General features: G+C 58.0%; 19 protein-coding genes. 2 read left to right on the forward strand and 17 right to left on the reverse strand.

The genetic code is table 11. The features are described 5' to 3' along the window. Window positions 1-76: 76 nt before the first annotated feature. Window positions 77-1,018 (reverse strand): NAD(P)/FAD-dependent oxidoreductase, encoded by a 942-nt coding sequence (locus AOBCEHNH_RS03370; RefSeq protein WP_193221164.1) that lies wholly within the window; start codon window positions 1,016-1,018, stop codon window positions 77-79. Window positions 1,019-1,115: 97 nt separating this feature from the next. On the opposite strand from AOBCEHNH_RS03370, the gene AOBCEHNH_RS03375 reads away from it, so the two are divergent. Further along, window positions 1,116-2,411: an MGDG synthase family glycosyltransferase gene (locus AOBCEHNH_RS03375; protein WP_226803222.1), complete on the forward strand. Its 1,296-nt coding sequence runs from the start codon at window positions 1,116-1,118 to the stop codon at window positions 2,409-2,411. Window positions 2,412-2,571: 160 nt separating this feature from the next. On the opposite strand, the gene AOBCEHNH_RS03380 is transcribed toward AOBCEHNH_RS03375, so the two are convergent. The 4 genes from AOBCEHNH_RS03380 to AOBCEHNH_RS03395 form a co-directional block, all read right to left on the reverse strand. After that, on the reverse strand, window positions 2,572-3,885 hold the full coding sequence (locus AOBCEHNH_RS03380; RefSeq protein WP_006722661.1) for an NCS2 family permease: 1,314 nt from the start codon (window positions 3,883-3,885) through the stop codon (window positions 2,572-2,574). Window positions 3,886-3,919: 34 nt separating this feature from the next. Continuing rightward, window positions 3,920-4,363, reverse strand: coding sequence for a dUTP diphosphatase (dut, locus tag AOBCEHNH_RS03385; RefSeq protein WP_152063158.1), 444 nt, complete (start codon window positions 4,361-4,363; stop codon window positions 3,920-3,922). A 2-nt stretch (window positions 4,364-4,365) separates the two neighbouring features. Beyond that, the gene (gene nrdR, locus AOBCEHNH_RS03390) at window positions 4,366-4,809 is read right to left on the reverse strand and encodes a transcriptional regulator NrdR (RefSeq protein WP_039910259.1); all 444 of its coding nucleotides are present in this window, start codon (window positions 4,807-4,809) and stop codon (window positions 4,366-4,368) included. Between the two features lie 87 nt (window positions 4,810-4,896). Then, entirely contained in the window at window positions 4,897-5,358 is a 462-nt protein-coding gene (locus AOBCEHNH_RS03395) for a LysM peptidoglycan-binding domain-containing protein (RefSeq protein ID WP_006722658.1), read from the reverse strand. 157 nt (window positions 5,359-5,515) lie between these two features. On the opposite strand from AOBCEHNH_RS03395, the gene lexA reads away from it, so the two are divergent. Next, window positions 5,516-6,154 carry a transcriptional repressor LexA gene (lexA, locus tag AOBCEHNH_RS03400; protein ID WP_039910258.1) on the forward strand — a complete coding sequence of 213 codons (639 nt, stop codon included), beginning with the start codon at window positions 5,516-5,518 and terminating at the stop codon, window positions 6,152-6,154. Between the two features lie 42 nt (window positions 6,155-6,196). Here the strand turns inward: lexA and hflX are convergent, their stop codons facing one another. The 12 genes from hflX to AOBCEHNH_RS03460 form a co-directional block, all read right to left on the reverse strand. After that, on the reverse strand, window positions 6,197-7,486 hold the full coding sequence (hflX, locus tag AOBCEHNH_RS03405) for a GTPase HflX (protein ID WP_152063159.1): 1,290 nt from the start codon (window positions 7,484-7,486) through the stop codon (window positions 6,197-6,199). Beyond that, window positions 7,483-8,403 (reverse strand): tRNA (adenosine(37)-N6)-dimethylallyltransferase MiaA, encoded by a 921-nt coding sequence (miaA, locus tag AOBCEHNH_RS03410; protein ID WP_152063160.1) that lies wholly within the window; start codon window positions 8,401-8,403, stop codon window positions 7,483-7,485. The genes hflX and miaA overlap by 4 nt, the downstream gene beginning before the upstream one ends. Then, the gene (gene miaB, locus AOBCEHNH_RS03415) at window positions 8,400-9,761 is read right to left on the reverse strand and encodes a tRNA (N6-isopentenyl adenosine(37)-C2)-methylthiotransferase MiaB (RefSeq protein WP_152063161.1); all 1,362 of its coding nucleotides are present in this window, start codon (window positions 9,759-9,761) and stop codon (window positions 8,400-8,402) included. Before miaB ends, miaA begins: the two co-directional genes overlap by 4 nt. Before the next feature lies 1 nt (window position 9,762). Continuing rightward, entirely contained in the window at window positions 9,763-10,083 is a 321-nt protein-coding gene (locus AOBCEHNH_RS03420) for a stage V sporulation protein S (protein ID WP_118103255.1), read from the reverse strand. A 91-nt stretch (window positions 10,084-10,174) separates the two neighbouring features. Then, window positions 10,175-11,263 carry an ATP-binding protein gene (locus tag AOBCEHNH_RS03425; protein WP_006722652.1) on the reverse strand — a complete coding sequence of 363 codons (1,089 nt, stop codon included), beginning with the start codon at window positions 11,261-11,263 and terminating at the stop codon, window positions 10,175-10,177. An 8-nt stretch (window positions 11,264-11,271) separates the two neighbouring features. Beyond that, window positions 11,272-12,831: a ribonuclease Y gene (gene rny, locus AOBCEHNH_RS03430; protein ID WP_370739231.1), complete on the reverse strand. Its 1,560-nt coding sequence runs from the start codon at window positions 12,829-12,831 to the stop codon at window positions 11,272-11,274. Window positions 12,832-13,035: 204 nt separating this feature from the next. After that, window positions 13,036-13,707 carry a regulatory protein RecX gene (locus AOBCEHNH_RS03435; protein WP_152063162.1) on the reverse strand — a complete coding sequence of 224 codons (672 nt, stop codon included), beginning with the start codon at window positions 13,705-13,707 and terminating at the stop codon, window positions 13,036-13,038. A 14-nt stretch (window positions 13,708-13,721) separates the two neighbouring features. After that, a complete protein-coding gene (gene recA, locus AOBCEHNH_RS03440) occupies window positions 13,722-14,822 on the reverse strand; it encodes a recombinase RecA (RefSeq protein WP_006722649.1) in 1,101 nt (366 codons plus the stop codon). 238 nt (window positions 14,823-15,060) lie between these two features. Next, window positions 15,061-15,585: a CinA family protein gene (locus AOBCEHNH_RS03445; RefSeq protein WP_152063163.1), complete on the reverse strand. Its 525-nt coding sequence runs from the start codon at window positions 15,583-15,585 to the stop codon at window positions 15,061-15,063. A gap of 83 nt (window positions 15,586-15,668) precedes the next feature. Next, a complete protein-coding gene (pgsA, locus tag AOBCEHNH_RS03450; protein ID WP_006722646.1) occupies window positions 15,669-16,319 on the reverse strand; it encodes a CDP-diacylglycerol--glycerol-3-phosphate 3-phosphatidyltransferase in 651 nt (216 codons plus the stop codon). 5 nt (window positions 16,320-16,324) lie between these two features. Next, entirely contained in the window at window positions 16,325-17,662 is a 1,338-nt protein-coding gene (rimO, locus tag AOBCEHNH_RS03455; protein ID WP_152063164.1) for a 30S ribosomal protein S12 methylthiotransferase RimO, read from the reverse strand. Between the two features lie 9 nt (window positions 17,663-17,671). Further along, window positions 17,672-18,169: a YajQ family cyclic di-GMP-binding protein gene (locus AOBCEHNH_RS03460; protein WP_152063165.1), complete on the reverse strand. Its 498-nt coding sequence runs from the start codon at window positions 18,167-18,169 to the stop codon at window positions 17,672-17,674. Between the last annotated feature and the right edge of the window lie 4 nt (window positions 18,170-18,173).

Raw genomic sequence — 18,173 nt, forward strand, 5'->3', positions numbered from 1 at the left:
CATTCTGTTAGCGACAGACGCAAGCTGCGCAAAGACGCCCTCTGAGATTAGGCATTCTCAGAGGGCGTCTGCATCATCAGGCAGATAGAGACTCGATGTAATGATATGCAGCTGTTGCCGCAATGGCGCCGTCAGCAGCCGCCGTGACAACTTGTCGTAGCGACTTGGACCTCATGTCGCCTGCACAATACAAACCCGGCGTCGTGGTGCCCATATGCTCGTCGGTCAGTACACCACCATCGGGGCCGAGTTCGGCTAAACCTGCAACGAGATTCGTGGCGGGATCGTGACCAACTGCAACAAAGATGCCGACGGAACCCTCGTCGTACGACTCGACGTGCGTTTCACCTGTGACATTGTCTCGAAATGTGATGGCGTTGATAAACGTCGAGCCCGAAACTTCGGTAATACTAGTTTGGTACCTAATTGAGATGTTGGGCTTGGCGGAGAGTCGACCGACCATTCCACGGGATGCACGGAACACATCACGGCGAACGATGATCTCTACCTGATCAGCAAGATTCGATAGATAGAGCGCCTCCTCGACGGCAGAGTTGCCGCCGCCGATGATGAACACGTGTTTACCACGATAAAACATGCCGTCGCAAGTGGCGCAATACGATACGCCTCGGCCCCTGTACATCTCTTCTCCCGGGAAGTTGCCGGGACGGGGCGTCGCTCCCGTGGCGACGATAACGCTTTTGGCTTCAATGGAATCCATGTCGGTTGTGATGGTGAATCCACTTTCATGGCGTGTAAGGGATTGAACTGAACCGTAGGTCGATTGTGCGCCGGCGGATTCCGCATGGGCCTGCATTTTCTGTCCGAGTTCGGCACCCGAGCATCGTTCGACTCCAGGATAGTTGTCAATCATATCTGATGTGGCAATCTGACCACCGGGCATGCCCTGCTCGACGACAAGCGTATCAAGGCTGGCACGTGCAGCGTATAAAGCAGCGGAGTAACCGGCGGGACCTCCGCCGATGATCACAAGATCGCGTTGATTTGGCGTGGACATAAGAACCTCCATACGTCGTTTCTCTGCTCTTACCCGATAGCGGGAATCTGTTACACATGGGGTCGTACAATACCTTTATCGTCTTTGGGGGTGCCTGATGCAAGATCGTACAGATTGTCCGTGCGAGCCCGTTGCGGCTATACCTGCGTCCGTTCCTTCGGGAAGCGAATCGACGCATAGGCCGACCATCGCGGTTGTGCATGCATCCGTCGGTTCTGGTCATCGTGCGGCGGCAAATGCGATTGCCCAGGCCATCGAGCAACTTCGTGGTCTCGATGGTGTTCCGCAGGACGTTCAGGTCGACGTCCTCGATATTCTCGATTTCGGAAAAATCAAGTTCGACGGTAATAAGACTGCTACTGCGTTCACTGGGGCAACAAGGCCGCTCTATGATGTCACCTGGCGCTTCACACTTACCGGGCGCCTTTTGTGGGGTGGCGGCTCAGCATGGTCGACCTTGATGTTCGATTCTTTCGATGAGTATGTTCAGAAAGCGCGTCCCCTTGCCATCATCTGCACTCATATCACCGCTGCAAATGTGGCGGTGGGCGCCCGCATGCGCACTAAGATCGAATATCCCGTTGTCTGTGTTCCAACTGATTATGAGATCGAGGGATTTTGGCCACATAAGGAGGCCGACCTCTTCTGCGTGGCGACGGAGTTTATGGCTGAGACCCTACGTCCGAGAAAGGTCCCCGAGAGCGCCATCGAAGTGACGGGCATTCCGGTCCGGTCTGGCTTCGGCGATTCCGGCCGTCGCGACGCGGATCGCAAGCGCTTTGGTCTTCCTGCGAATAAAACGTTGGTGCTTGTTATGGCAGGCGCCGCTCTCCCCCAGCCTTACGTTCGTTTTAGGGCGGCAATTGAGGAGACCCTCCCCTATCTTAGAAGATTCGAGGACATGCACTTTATCTTCTTGCCCGGCAAGGATAAATCATACGCCGATCATCTACGCTCGATCTTTTCGGGAATGAAACTCTCAAATGCGATGGTTATGGATTACGTCGACGATATGGCAGCTCTTATGCATGCCTGCGACCTTGCCATTCTTAAATCTGGTGGTCTTACGGTGACCGAATGCCTGTGCGCGGAGCTGCCGATGCTGCTGTTGGGCAAGGCCTATGGCCAAGAGAAGTCAAACACCGTCATGCTCACGTCGTTTGGCGCCAGCATGCATGCCACGACCTCTCGTGAGCTTGTGATGCAGCTTACGCATCTACACGATAACAAGGAGGCTCTTCATGGGCTTCTGGTTAACGCCAGTGCGCTGAGGCGACCTGATGCCGCTGCCGACATTGTCCGTGCGACCATGCGCCTCGTCGGGGTTCCCTGCGATCGTGAGCGGCATTTTGCCGAGTTTTACTGGGGCGGGAAACCGGCCCACGCGCGATAGGCGCTTGCTTTTTGCTCTATGTTCTGCCGTTGTGCTTGTTTGAAAGTACGACGTTGCTCTGGCGAAGTTAATCTCCATGTAAAAGAGGCGCCCTCGACGAGCATTAACTCGTCGAGGGCGCCTCGTCTTGGCATCTCAGGTTACGTGCGGAAGCGTGTAATTAGAGAAGCAGGAAGTAGGCCAGGAAAGCGGCGGCGGCAACCCACATGAGCGGGCGGACCTTCTTGATGTTGCCGGTGACGGAGGCAACGATGACATAGGCGATGAAGCCGAGGCCGATACCGTTGGAAATGGAGTACGTGAACGGGATACCGATGATGATCATGAAAGTCGGGAATCCCTCAAGGATGTCGAACCAGTCGATCTCGGTGACCTCGCTCATCATGAGGAAGCCAACGTACACCAGGGCGCCGCAGGTCGCCGCAGAGCTGATGCAGCTGATCAGCGGGGAGAAGAATGCGGCAAGCAGGAACAGGATGCCCGCAGTGATGGAGGTGAGACCGGAACGGCCGCCGTCAGCGGCGCCGGAAGCGGACTCAACAAACGTGGTGATCGAAGACGCGCCGAACACGCCACCGGCTGCGGCGGCGACAGAGTCAACGATGAGGATCGGCTTGATGTCCTCGACCTTGCCCTCGTCGGAAAGGAAGTCACCCTGCTTGGCGACGGCCATCGCGGTGCCCATGGTGTCGAAGAAGTCGCTCATCATGAGAGAGAAGGCGAAGAGCAGGAGCGCGGGAGTGGTGAGGGCCTTGACGACGCCCATGACGCCATCGGCGTCAGCCATGAACGGTGCGCCGAACGTGGAGAAGTCGAGCGGAGCTACGATGCTGGACGGAGCGGCGGTAACACCCAGCGGAATGCCCAGAATGGATGCGATGACGATGCCCCAGAGCAGCGCGCCCTTGACGTTCATCGAGGAAAGGATGACCGTGGCCACAATGGAGATGAGGCCAACGAGGAAGACGGGGTCGGTAACGCTACCCAGGGAAACCATGGTGGCTTCGTTGGCGACGATAATGCCGCCGTCCTTGAGGCCGATCATGGCGATGAAAAGGCCGAGACCGATGGAGATGCCATGACGGAGCGACACGGGAATGGCGTCCATGATGGCCTCGCGAAGGCCGCAAAGAACGAGCAGAAGAATGGCGATGCCTTCAACGAAGATGATGGCCATGGCGGTCTGCCAACCGAGCCCCATCGCGCCGCAAAGCGTGTAGGCGACGATGGAGTTGATGCCCATACCGGAAGCGCAGGCCAGAGGACGATTCGAGATGAAGCCCATCGCGATCGTCATGATGCCGGCGCCAATGCAGGTGGCAGTGACCGCAGCGGTCATGGGAACGCCGCCTGCAGACAGGATAAGCGGGTTGACGACGATGATGTAAGCCATCGCCAGGAACGTTGTCAGGCCGGCGCGAAGCTCGGTCGCGATGTTCGAGTTGCGCTCCCCCAACTTGAAGAACTGGTCCATGTGGTTATCCCCCTATGCTCAAGGACCGACTGACTTATTTCGAACCACTCGAACCGAAACCGCCGCAACCGCGGTCAGTCTCGTCGAGTTCGTCGACTTCTACGAGGTGCACGACGGGCACCTGCTGGATGACGAGCTGAGCGATACGCTCGCCTCGCTCGATGTGGATAGCCTTTCCGGAGTCGAGATTCACCGCGATCACCTTGAGCTCGCCACGATAGTGGGCGTCGATGAGACCGGGCGTGTTGGCGATGGAGAGCCCCTGCTTTAGGGCCATGCCGCTGCGCGGCTGCACAAAGCCCGCGTAGCCATCGGGAATTGCAATCGCAAGACCCGTTGGGATGAGGACGCGCTGATAGGGTTCGATGACGACGTCCGCATTGGCACGCAGGTCGAGGCCTGCATCCCCCTCGTATGCATATGAGGGGAGTTCGACGCTCGGATCGAGACGCTTAATGGAAACGGAAAGCTCGGACATGGTTACCTCAACTTATCAAGCTCGGAAATAAACTCATCGACATCGCGGAAATCGCGATAGACGGATGCGAAGCGGATGTAAGCGACCTTATCGATGCGTTCTAGCCTCTTTAGGACCATGTCGCCGATGTCGTGCGATCGGATGGCAGTCAGCGTTCCGCCTCGAAGCTCGCGCTCGATATCATCGATGAGCGCGTTGAGTTCGGACAGGTCGATGTCTCGTTTCGAGGTGGCGCGCATCAGTCCGACGAGTAACTTATTGCGGTCAAAGGGCTGGACGGACCCATCGCTTTTTATAACTTCGATGGGATCCTCGCATCGCTCGAACGTGGTGAAACGATATCCACAAGAACGGCACTCACGCCGGCGCTTGATGGCATTGGTTGTATCCTGCGCTCGAGAATCAATGACGCGCGTGTCATCATGTCCACAGCTTGGACAACGCATATCGCTATCCCCCTCCCATTGAGACAACCTATTTAGAATACCATGCGATGAGGGGGTGTAGCACAATTTAGTTCCGCTGGAAACCTATTACCTTGCAGCGGTGGGAACGGAAAGCTCCATACCAGGAACCAGCAGGCCCGAATCGAGGTCGTTGACCATCTTGATGGCATCGACTGTCTCAGTAATGGAGAGGCCGTCGATAGGGTTCTTTTCGGCGATGTTCCACAGCGTGTCGCCGGTGGTGACCTCGACGATTTTGGTGGGGGCGTTCAGAAGCGCGTTAAGCTTGGAATCCGAGGAAGCGGACCCCATGAATATAGTGCCTGCAACGCAGACAGATACCGCAAGCGCAGCGAGGGTGAATACAAGTTTATCGTTCATCTTGGCGCCCTCGAGCACCGTGCGACTGGGATATGCAATCGGGGCGAATAGCTGCGGGCGCGAAGGTGCGACCGCCTTTTGAGCAGCAGACCCGTCGATAACGGTGAAACGATGCTCCTCAGCAGGGGCGAGGGCGAGATTTCCAACAACGCGGATCTGACTCTTCATGGCGTGCTCCTTTCGGCTCTGTTCTCTGCATATAGATATAAATGGCCGTTCGGACAAAACTCGTTCTCTTAGAACGGGTGTTCGTGTATTATTATCTTCGAACAGTTGTTCCTGTCAAGAAATATTCGAACAAGTGTTTGATGAGAAGGGATCTGCCGTGAGCCGTAAAATCACCAAGCGCCAGCAACAGATTTACGATTTCATCCGCTCCTATCAAAAGGAAAAGGGCTATCCCCCGAGCGTTCGCGAGATGGCGGCCGCCGTCGGGCTCTCTTCTCCATCCACTGTCCATGCTCACCTCAGCGCGCTCGAAGAGCACGGCTTGATTCGCCGTGACGCGACGAAGCCGCGCGCGCTCGAGGTGTTCAATTCCGACGGATCGTCGTACAAGCCGGAAGAATCCACCGCCTCGTCTGCCCGTGGCACGGTCAAATTGCCCCTCGTCGGTCGTGTCGCTGCTGGCATGCCCATTCTCGCAGAGCAGAATATCGAGGATTCGTTTACTGTTCCCACGGAGATCGCAACGGATTCAAGCTCGTTTGTCCTGGAGGTGCACGGGGATTCCATGATCAATGCTGGCATCTTCAACGGCGATTACATCATCGTGCGCGAGCAGAAAAGCGCCATGAACGGCGAGATTGTCGTCGCCATGATCGATGGGTCGGCAACGGTTAAAACGTTCTATAAGGAGCGCGGCCGCGTTCGACTCCAACCCGAGAATGACGCCATGGAACCCATCTACGCCGACAACCCGACGATACTCGGCAAGGTTGTCGCCCTGATGCGTCGCTTTTAAATAATTGGATCGAAAATTCGGAATCGGAGTGAGCCCCTCGGCTCACTCCGTGACGTATGGTTTGACGCGCGCGGCAATATGGCGCGGCACCTTGCAAACGAGCCTGATCCGATCCTCGAGGTACTCCTCGATAAGAATGTTGCCCTGAGTCCTTATGGAGGAGAGCAGCAGGCCTTCCCGATAGGGAATCTCGCAAGATATCGGTGCATCACATGCCGACGCTTCATGGATTATCCGATTCAGCAGCTCCTCTTTCCCCTCTCCGGTAACGGCGGAAAAGAATACGGCCCTGGGCTCTCGGCGCCTCAGCGATTCAACTACAGAGGGATCCAGGCGATCGATCTTGTTATATACAGTGACGGCCGGCTGCTCGGCCGCCCCAACTTCATCGAGAACGTGCTCTACGGCATCGACATGCCGCGGATAATCAGTATCGGAGATATCGACCACCCGCAGGATGAGATCGGCGTCCCTAACTTCCGATAACGTTGATTTGAAAGCCTCGACCAAGCCGTGCGGTAGCTTCTGGATGAAACCGACGGTGTCGGTAATGGTCACGTTTCTGCCACCGGGAAGACTGAGTGAGCGGGTCGTCGGATCGAGCGTGGCGAAAAGCTTGTCCTGCGCAAGCACAGAGGGGCCGCAGAGCTGATTGAGCAGCGAGGACTTCCCGGCATTCGTATAGCCTGCGAGCGCGATGCGAAACGTCTGCGAGTCATTGCGCTTCTTCGATTGAACGTCACGACGTTTCTCGACCTCTCGCAGTTCACGCCTCAGTTGGGCGATACGATTGCGAATCATGCGTCGGTCGATTTCCAGCTGGCTCTCACCCTGACCGAACCTGCTGCCGATGCCGCCGCGCGTCTGCTCTTTAGCAAGATGGCTCCACATGCCCCGCAGTCGTGGCAAAAGATATTGCAATTGTGCGAGCTGGACTTGCAGGCGGCCTTCGCGTGTTCGAGCGTGCAAGCCGAAGATATCGAGAATAAGGGCGGTACGGTCGATGACCTTCGTCGGTTCACCGAGTGCGCGTTCAAGATAGGACTGCTGAGAGGGACTCAGGTCATCATCGAAAATCACCACATCGGCATCGAGTCTTTGCACGAAGCCTTTGAGTTCTTCAACTTTGCCCGACCCGATATAGGATTTCGGTACGGGTCGGTCGAGTCGTTGCGTCAGTCGGGCTACGGTGCCAGCGCCCGCCGTGTCGGCGAGCCGCTCGAGTTCGTCGAGCGAGCGCTCGATAGGCCAACCGTCGCTTCTCCAGTCAACGCCGACGAGGATAGCGCGCTCTGGTGTCGGAGCAGTGTCCACGAGTTCGAAACGACTCATCCTTTCAGCACCTCGTGCTCAATAAGATCGAGGGCGTCTTCGACTCCCATCCTATCGAGATCGATCCAACGTGTTCGTTCGTCGCGTTTACACCAGCTGATCTGGCGCTTTGCATAGCGGCGGGAGCGCTGTTTGATCAGGTCGACTGCATCGGAAAGAGTGCATTCGCCATCGAGGTATGAAATGATCTCTTTGTATCCGATTGCCTGCATGGACGTGAGCGCGTCACGTGCGCCGCAATCAAGCAGTCCCTTGACCTCTTCAAGGAGGCCCTCGCCCATCATAACGTCGACGCGTCGATCGATCCGCTCGTACAAACGGGCGCGGTCCATGGTGAGCGCAAAGGTTGCGTGCTCGTAAAACGGATTGTGCTGTGAAAACCCAGCTGCCTGATCGGCGTAGGAAACACCCTCATCGCACATTTCAAGCGCGCGAACGACACGTTTAACGTTATTGGGATGAATAATCTCCGCGCTTCGGGGATCGCGTTTCTCGAGCATAGCGTGAATTCCGAGGGGTCCGAGATCCTCGGCGAGCTTGTTGTAGCGCTCGCGACGCTCATCGTCGACCTCCCCCTTGGGGAAGTGCATGTCATCGAGCGCAGCGCGCAAATACAACCCGGTGCCGCCGCAAAATATGGGCGTTTTGCCTTCGCCTCGCAGCCGTTCGACCTCACCACGTGCGTCAACCTGGAACTGCGCGGCGGAATACGGTTGAAATACGTCCACTAAGTCAACGAGACGCAGCGGAACGGGGCGCTCGTCGACGGGCGTTTTGGCCGTTCCGATATCCATACCACGATAAACCTGCATGGCATCGGCGGAAAGCACCTCACTCCCCCATCGTATGGCGAGCATATCGGCGAGGGAGCTCTTTCCAACAGCAGTGGGTCCCGTTATCGCTACGATTGGAGTCATCGAGCATCGCCTACGGACGCACCCGACAAATACCATGTGCGTGCCGTATCGACGTGGACGTCGATGACCTTGCCGATGAGCGTCGTGGGGTCCACGCCCGCGGGCACAGGGCAGTGCACGGTTTGGTTCCAAGGGCTCTTGCCCTGCAAAACGTTGGGGTCCTTCTTGGACGTGCCTTCGATGAGCATGGGGACGGTGGTGTCCAGTGAGCCTTGGTTGAAGTCGAAGGCGGTCTGCTCGACATGCTTTACGAGGCGATCGAAGCGCTCTTGAATAACCGAACGAGGAGTGGGGTCGACGATTTTCGCAGCAGGCGTTCCCTCACGCTTGGAGTAGATGAACGTGAACGCCTGAGCGAATTTCGCTTCATCGACGAGGGAGACGGTCTGCTCGAAATCCTCTTCCGTCTCACCGGGGAAACCGACGATGATATCCGTGGTGAGGGCGATATTGGGAATGCGATCGCGGACACGCTGCACCAGGTCAAGATATTGTTCGCGTGTGTACTTGCGATTCATGAGTTTCAAGATGCGTGAAGAACCGGACTGAACGGCCAGGTGAAGTTGCGGCATGACAGCGGGAACTTCGGCCATGGCATCAATCGTCTCGGGAAGGAGATCCTTCGGATGAGACGAGGTAAAGTAGATGCGCTCGATTCCGGTGTCGCCCACGCGGCGGAGCAGCTCGGCAAAACGTGGGTCGTGATCGTGGTCGCGCCCATAGGAGTTGACGTTCTGGCCAAGAAGCGTGATGGATCGAACGCCTTGGCGGACAAGCCCGGTCACCTCATCGACGATTTCGTCCATGGGACGGCTCTTCTCGCGTCCGCGAACGTATGGAACGATGCAATAGCTGCAGAAATTATTGCAGCCGGTCATGATCGGAACCCATGCGTGAAAAGCGGTCTCACGATGCCAAGGCATATCGGTGGCAGCGCCGGTGTCGATCTCCTCGACACGGACATGATGGTCGCCGTCTGCGAAGGCATCGGCCAGGAGATCGGCGACATGGGCGATTGAGTGAGTTCCGAAAATGACGTCGACGTTATCGAGATTGGTGAGCAGGCCCTCACCATCACGCTGGGCGATGCAGCCGCCTACGGCGATGACGCGCTTGCCGGAAGGCGATGCAGGAAGGCTTTTGCAAGAGGAGCACTGACCGTACAGGCGGGTATCCGCAGCCTCGCGCACACAGCATGTCATGAAGATGACGATATCGGCATCTGCGGGACTTGAAGCAACCAAGCAGCCGCAGGAATCCAACAAGCCGCTTACGCGTTCGGAATCGTGCAAATTCATCTGGCATCCGAACGTGCGGATGAAATAGGTCTTTCCAGAAAGGATAGAAAGGTTGGACATGTTAGCAAACCTGCTTAAAATCGTCGGGAAAATCGGGGATATCGGCGGAGTTGTACGAGATATGGTGCACATACACGGACAGACGTATGGCTGTACGAGATTCACCGTTTATAAGGATGTCCGAGAAGACCGGAGCGCAAGAGATGTCGAACCCGGTGGGGATCAGAAACCCGCGGGCGATTGCCATCGCCTTGATGGCTTGGTTGACGGCGCCGGCGCCGACGCACTGCATGTTGACGGGGACGCCATCTTTGACCATGCCGGCTATAGCGCCTGCCACCGAGGCGGGCGATGATTTACTCGAGACCTTGAGGAACTCCATGTACATTTCTCCAGCGAATAAAGTGCATATTTTGGTGTGTTTTAGTTGGTGTAAAGATACCCCATGGACTACACATGGGCAAGTGCACGGGCTAGGTGTCTTCCTTGTCGATATCAAAGGTGACAGTGATGCGGTCTTTTGTGACGCGGACTTTCGGCTCGCGCGACAACGTCAGGAAATATCGAGATGCCAGATCGGTAAAATCTCGTTCCATCGTACGAGAAAAAGAAGCGATATCTTCCTTCGAGATCTTGAGACCGCGTCGGTCGCGCGTAAGATCGATTTGAGCTGGCTCCCCTATCGCAGGCTCCTTTTCGCGCAGAAGACGAGAGGCGATGCTCTTGAGCGGCGCGATAGAACCGCCGAGAATGCGATGGGCGGTGCGCTCGGAAATCTCTATGCCCATGTCGGATGCGATTCGAATGAAGTCGCCGGCATCCGCCGCGCAGGTCAGACGATCGACGACCGGCAACGATTGTTCAGAATCCAAGAAAAGCAAACGTGTGGTATCGACACGAGATGCTGCGTGAGCGTATAGCGTAGCGGCGATTTCGGTGGGGGTGCCAAGATATACGTCACAACCATGCAGCTCTTCACATGCGAACTCGCAAACAGCACGATTGATGTTGTGAGGGCCTTTCACGCAGGAAAGAATGCCATCCTCGTCTTTTGAGGCGGTCGGCCAGGTCGATTGGTCGGCACGCTCACCGAGAGAAGCGGTATCGACGACGACGCGGAATGACGAGCCGCCACCTTGAGCAGAGGTGACGACCTCGGCCGTTTGAGTGTTCTGACGAATTGAGAAAAGGGCCATACCGCGTCCATGGACACCCCATTTGTCCATACGCATGCTTTCGAGCTTGGATGTGACGCGCGCATCGAAGATGCGATCACGCATATCCTCTGGCACTCCCGATCCGTCATCGAGGAAAAGGAGGGTGCGAACACCCTCCTCCTTACTCGTGGCGAGGTAGATATTGCGAGCACCTGCGTCGCGTGCATTTCGCAGCATTTCGACGACGATGTCCTCGACATGTTGGATATCGTGTTTTGCCTGACGGCGTTCAGCCTCGGAAACGCGCAGGCGAACGAAGCCGTCGCCGAGGTTCTCCTCGACACGAAGGTTTCCCTCGCCGGACATGGAGGCGATGAACGAAATAAGGTCGTTGCCGTCAGACATGGGTCACACTACTTTGCAATATCGACGGCGCGGCTCTCGCGAATGACCACGACGCGAACCTGGCCGGGATACTCCATCTCTTCCTCGATCTGCTGGGCGATATCGTGCGCCAGGACCGTGGATTCGGCGTCGGAGACCTTGTCGGGCTGAACCATGACGTGGACCTCACGACCGGCCTGCATGGCGTAGGTGCGCTCCACGCCCTCGTGGGAGTTCGCGATCTCCTCGAGCTTCTCGAGACGCTTGATGTAGTTCTCAGCGGACTCGCGGCGAGCGCCGGGACGGGAGGCAGAAATGGCATCGCCAGCCTGGACGAGCACGTCCAGGACGGTGTTGGGATCGGTATCGCCGTGATGCGCCTCAATCGCGTGAACGATTGCGGGCTTCTCGCCATAACGACGGGCAAGTTCGGCGCCGATGACGGCATGCGGACCCTCGACCTCATGATCGATGGCCTTGCCGAGATCATGCAGAAGGCCGGCGCGCTTCGCGGTCACGACATCGATACCGAGCTCAGCGGCCATGATGGCACAAAGGTCGGCCACCTCGAGGGAGTGACGGAGAACGTTCTGGCCAAAGGAGGTGCGATAGCGAAGGGCACCGAGGGTCTTGACGATCTCGGGGTGCAGGTCGTGGATGCCCATATCGAATGCCGCCTGCTCGCCAGCCTCGCGGACGCGCTGCTGCACAAGGTCAGAGGCCTTCTGGTACATCTCCTCAATGCGGGCTGGGTGAATGCGGCCATCGGCGATCAGGTTCTCAAGGGCGACGCGAGCGGTCTCGCGACGAACCGGATCAAAGCTGGAGAGGACGACGGTCTCAGGGGTGTCGTCAATGACGAGATTGACGCCGGAAACCTGCTCGAACGTGCGGATGTTGCGGCCTTCGCGTCCGATGATACGGCCCTTGAGGTCGTCAGAGGGAATGTGAACGGACGTGACGGTGACCTCGGCGGTGTGATCGGAAGCGCAACGCTGGATGGCGAGGGAGATGATCTCCTGAGCGGTCTTATGGCACTCGGCCTTGACCTTCTGCTCGGACTCGCGAATGATCGTGGCGGCTTCGTGGGTCACCTCGCCGCGAACCTTGTCGAGAAGCTCTGCGTGGGCGTCCTCGCGGGTAAGCTCAGAGATGCGCTCGAGCTCGTCCGTCTGACGAGCATAGAGCTCCTCAAGCTCACGAGAGCGCTTGTCGATCTGACCCTGCTGGCTGGAAAGCTGGTGCTCTCGCTTATCAAGGGCCTCATTGCGGCGATCAAGGGACTCCTCACGCTGCATCACACGGTTCTCGAGGGCGCGGATCTCCTTCTTACGCTGAGCCTCCTCTGCCTCGGCGGCCTGCTTATTCTGGATGATCTCCTCCTTGGCCTCGAGGAGGGCCTCCTTCTTAAGGGTCTCGGCCGCGCGCTTCGCATCGGCCATCACCTGCTCGGCTTCAGAATGGGCGGCGGTAACCTTCGATTCGGCCTCGCGAATGCTTCCGGACTTGGCGTTGCGCATGGCCAAGACGGCGGCAAAAGCGCCGATTGCCAGGCACACGATGCCGACGAGAACAAGCTCCATTGGCATGATGGACTCCTTTTAGTGGTTAAAGATGCAAGAAAACTGCACCCACCGATAAGGAAGGCGCAGGACATTTGCCGGGTATGGTCCACCGAAGGGCCTATGAAATCGTTCCGATAGAAAATATCGTCAATCTCATCTGCGAGGATGAGCGCATAACAAACAAATGACAAATCCATCCTACGAGGTGGCAGGGGATTTGTCAAAGTTTCATAAGGTATCGGACGATAAACGGCGTCGAGCGGCCTCGGCCGACACGGAATATGAAAACCCCTTTGCCATGAGGTGTCGGATGAGCTTCTCCTGGGGCCTCACTGACGGAATCGACTTGCGAGACAGCAGCTCGATCGCGCGATCGAGCTCGTCATCGTCAGAGAAGAAGTCCTCAGGGTAGCCAGGCAGGTCGTTGGCATCGACGCCTTTGCGCCTTAATTCGATTTCGATTTTCCGCCGTCCCCAACCGCGCCGAATGCGTTCGGAGATGAAATAGGTCGCAAACCTACTGTCATCAAGGAACCTGACATCGATTGCCTTGGATAGGGCCGCATCGATTTCGATCTCACGATATCCGTAATTGAGTAGTCGTTCCCGCGCCTCGAGGACGGCATAGTCGCGCCTCGATAACATCTCAGTCAGCTGAGCAAAACAAATCTTGCCCTCAAGTGCATGGATGGCATCGAACGCCTCCCCTTCGGGAAGCGGCAGAGCTATGGCATCGGTCATGAGCAAGCGTCCCACGCGAACGGGGACGACGATTTCCCTTGATCGGCCGTTATCCATGATGCAGGAGACTTCTGCCATGGGCTTTTTTGAGGTGGAGAAGCTCGAGGCGCTCCTTCGATCGGGAAGGCGCACCTCGAGCTCAGTCATGAGCAACGTCATAGCACGCGTGCTTGCTAGGCCTCGGACGAACTATCGAATTCGACATCATCGACGATGGTACCCACGGGTTCATCTTCGAACTCAAGGCCGCATGCGACACGGACCTTGTGCTCGAGCTCGGCCAAGAGCTCAGGGGTCTTGCGCAGCTTCTCCTTTGCGGCCTCGCGACCCTGACCGAGTCGTTCGCCGTCATACGTGAACCAGGCACCGGCCTTGGTGACGAAATTGAACTGGACGGCCATGTCGAGCACCGAGCCCTCCTTGGAGATGCCCGTACCGTACATGATGTCGAATTCCGCAGTCCTGAACGGAGCGGCAACCTTGTTCTTCACAACCTTGGCGCGCACGCGGTTGCCCACGATCTCATCCTTGACCTTGATGCTCTCGATTCGACGGATGTCGATGCGGACGGAAGAGAAGAACTTGAGAGCGCGACCACCGGTCGTCGTCTCGGGGTTGCCGAACATGACGCCGATTTTCTCGCGAAGCTGGTTGATGAAGATACAGGTCGTGTTTGATTTTGCGAGGGAGCCGGCAAGCTTGCGCAGGGCCTGGCTCATCAGGCGGGCCTGGAGACCCACCGTCGTTTCGCCGATCTCACCCTCGATTTCGGCACGAGGCACCAGGGCGGCGACGGAGTCGATGACGACGACGTCGATGGCTCCGGAGCGGACGAGCATGTCACAGATCTCAAGCGCCTGCTCACCGGTATCGGGCTGTGAGATGAGCACCTCGTCGATATCGACACCGATGCGAGCAGCATACGTGGGATCCAGGGCGTGCTCGGCGTCGATGAACGCTGCGACGCCACCCATGGCCTGTGCCTCCGCGACGATTTCCAGCGAAAGCGTGGTCTTGCCGGAAGACTCGGGACCGTAGATCTCGATGATGCGGCCGCGCGGGACACCGCCGATACCCAATGCGGCATCCAGGGCGATGGCTCCAGTTGGAATAGCCTCTACCTCGAGTTCGGGACCGCCATCTCCGTAGCGCATGATCGCGCCGTCGCCGAATTTCTTGATGATATCGGCCTTGGTGACTTCAATCATCTTCTCGCGCTCTTCGCCCGTGGTGCGCTCGTGAATGATGCGCGCAGGGCCGGAATTCTTGGCCATTGCTCCTCCTTGATTTTGACAAGTCGATAGTATCCGAACGGGTGTTCGTGGTCAAGCGACCTGTGAGAAATGCTACTCCGCGTTATTCCCCATACATCGGAAAGCATGTGACCGGAATCTGAACGCAGATCGCAAGGAATCTGATTTCACGAGGAAGCGTGGGTATCGCAGGTGGAGGAACGGGGAGCCTCGCGCGATAACGGCACGGAAACCCCATCATGGGAGCCCTGTGCGCCAGTTACGCGGAAGCCCCATCATCGACGACGGCAGCGGCGAGGAGCTTAAGCGCGCCAAGCGCGGCTTGCAGCCGAACGGACATGCGGTCACCTTCGAACAGATGGCGTTCATACCGAGTGCCTCGCTGGGTCGCCACTCCAATATAGACGGTTCCGACCGGATCGGCGGAACTACCTCCGCCAGGGCCCGCATACCCAGTGATGCTCACCGCAACATCAGAGCCAAATAGCTTACGGCTGCCGTCCGCCATGGCGGACGCGGTCTCCCCGCTCACAGCCGTATGATTCTCAAGTGTTTTTGCGGGCACGTCGAGCACGTGATTCTTGATATCGTCGCAATACGTGACGGCGCCGCCGAGCAGGACGGCGCTGGCCCCCGGCACCCCGGCGATGTAAGACGAGACCATGCCAGCAGTGCAGGACTCGGCGGTGCTTACGCGCATATCACGCTCGGTCGCCAGGCGCACGAGCCCCTCAGCGGCGCGTACACAGGCGGCGTTCAGGGTCGTCTCATTAATATCAATCATGCTGGAAACCCCAATTAAAACCAAGCGACCCTCGCAAACGCGCAGGGAACCAGCGAGTTTGCGGGGGTCGATGAGAAAGAACGCTACACGCGGAAAATGACGTGACGGGCGTTCCAGAAGTACTGTGCGCCCGAGACGACCGTGAGCACGACCGCGGCGACCATCGTCGCCCATGCGACCGTGAGCACGATGGAGGTGGCCTGAACCATGCCGGGAAGCGCGAGGAACTCGAGCGCGATACCGAGCAGGTACGCGCATAGCGATACCATGGTGACCGCGGTCTTGGCCTTTCCGAGATTATCGGCTGCGATGACCTCGCCGTTAGCGCTCGCCACCATACGAAGGGCGCTTACGAGGAACTCGCGAAGCAAGATGATGAACACGAACCAGACGTTGACCAGACCGTGCTCGAGCAAGATAAGAAGCGCCGAGAAGACAAGCAGCTTGTCGGCGATCGGGTCGAGGAACTTACCGAAGTCAGTCACCTCACCGCGCTTGCGGGCAAGATCGCCGTCGATCTTGTCGGTGGCGCTGAGCACGAAGTACAGAACGAAGGCGGCGACTGCCCAGGCGCCTGCGGTGATGCCGAAGTGGTTGCCGCCGGCGGCAAAACCGCTGAACGCGAACTCACTCGCAACCATGAACAGCGGGATGAACAGAATGCGAACGCACGTGACGATGTTGGCGGGCGTCCAAATGCTCGTGATCTCCTCGCCCTTGGCGTTGACGGCCATGCCTACTACTCCTCTACGACCTCGCCGACGAGCTCATAGCAGAAGCTGTCGGTAAATTTGACCTGCAAAATGTCGCCCACGGCGGCGTCGGTCACCTCGAGGTGAACGGCACCATCGGAATCGGGGGCCTGGAACCAAGCGTGACCGATAAGCTCGGGGCCCTCGTCGGTCTCCTCGATACCGTCGACGATGACCTCGGCCACCTCGCCGACATGGGCGGCTGTGGCGGCAAAGCCGAGGGCCTCGGCCAAGTCCATGGCGGCCTGAGTGCGCTCGAGCTTCACGTCCTCGTCAACCTGACCGTCCATCTTCGCGGCGAACGTCCCCTCCTCCTGAGAATACGGGAACACGCTCGTGTAATCGAAACCCTCGCGATCCATGAACGCGAGCATCTCGGCTGCTTCGTCATCGGTCTCACCGGGGAAGCCGACGAGACTGGTGGTGCGGATAACCATCGCGGGAATCTCGGCGCGAAGCTTCGCGAAGAGGTCGGAAAGCTGCTCGGCGGAGCCGGAACGATGCATTGCCTTCAGGACGCGCGCGTTGCAGTGCTGCACGGGGATGTCGATATAGGGCAGGACCTCGGGTGTGTCGCGGATGGCGGCGATGAGCTCGTCGGTCATTCCTTCGGGCTGCAGGTAGAGGACGCGGATCCAGACATGCTCGGGACGGACCGCCTCAGCGACGGCGATCATGAGCTGCGCCAAGTTGGTGGGACCGTCGACCTCGTCCTTGAAATCAGTGCCCCAGATGCCCGTGTCCTGACCGATGAGAACGATCTCGCGAACACCGCCGGCGACCAAATCGCGAACTTCGGAGAGGATGCTCACGGCGGAGCGGGAATGATAGCGACCGCGGATGTAGGGAATCGCGCAGAAGCTGCAGTAGCGGTCGCAGCCATCGGAAATCTTGACATAGGCGACGGCGCTCTCAACCGTGCGCTTGACGCTCGGAATAAACGGAGGGTCGACGCGCTCGATGCCAAGCACTTCGTCCATGACGGAGACGATGCCGTCCTCCTCGTCGGTGCGAACGAATGCGGCGACTTCGGGGAGCTCATCCGGGAGCTCGGAACCGTATCGAGAGGGCACGCAGCCGCACATGACGATGCGAGTCCCGCGAACGCCCTCGGAGATCTCCTCGGCGAGCGTAAGCGTGGTCTCGATGCTCTCGGACGTCGCGGAGGCGAGGAACGAACACGTGTTGATAATCACCGCATCAGCGTCCTCGGCGGAAAAGACCTCGTCGTAGCCAGCCCCGTTGAGAAGGGCGCGCATGCGGTCGGTATCGACTTCGTTTTTAGCGCAGCCGAGCGTGATGTAGAGAATGGATCCGTGAGCCATGGGCGCTCCTTAACGGTAGTTCGTGAACTGGAGGGGCTGGCCGTAATCCTGATCGCGCAGGAAAGCGATGACCTGCTGCAGGGCGTCCTTAGATGCACTGGTGACGCGCAGCTTGTCAGCCTCGATGGTCACCTTGACCTTGAGCTTCTGATCCTTGATGTCCTTGTTGATCTTCTTGGCGGTCGCCTGGTCGATACCTTCAACGATATGGCCGAGCACGCGAACGGTGCCGCCGCTCGCGGCCTGCGGATCGTCCCACTTGACGGTCTTGATGTCGACACCGCGCTTGATGAGCTTGGACGAAAGGACGTCGATGATCTGGCGGGAGACGAAATCGGCCGGAGCGTTGATGGTAAAGAGCTTGTCCGCCTTGGACAGCTCGATCGTGGCGCCGGAGTCCTTCAGGTCATAGCGCTGGGAAAGCTCACGGGCCGTCTGCTGATAGGCGTTGTCGACCTCCTGCATGTTGACTTCGGACACAACGTCGAAGCTCGAGTCTTTTGCCATAGTA

The organism is Collinsella intestinalis (genome assembly GCF_902501455.1).
Taxonomy (GTDB): domain Bacteria; phylum Actinomycetota; class Coriobacteriia; order Coriobacteriales; family Coriobacteriaceae; genus Collinsella; species Collinsella intestinalis.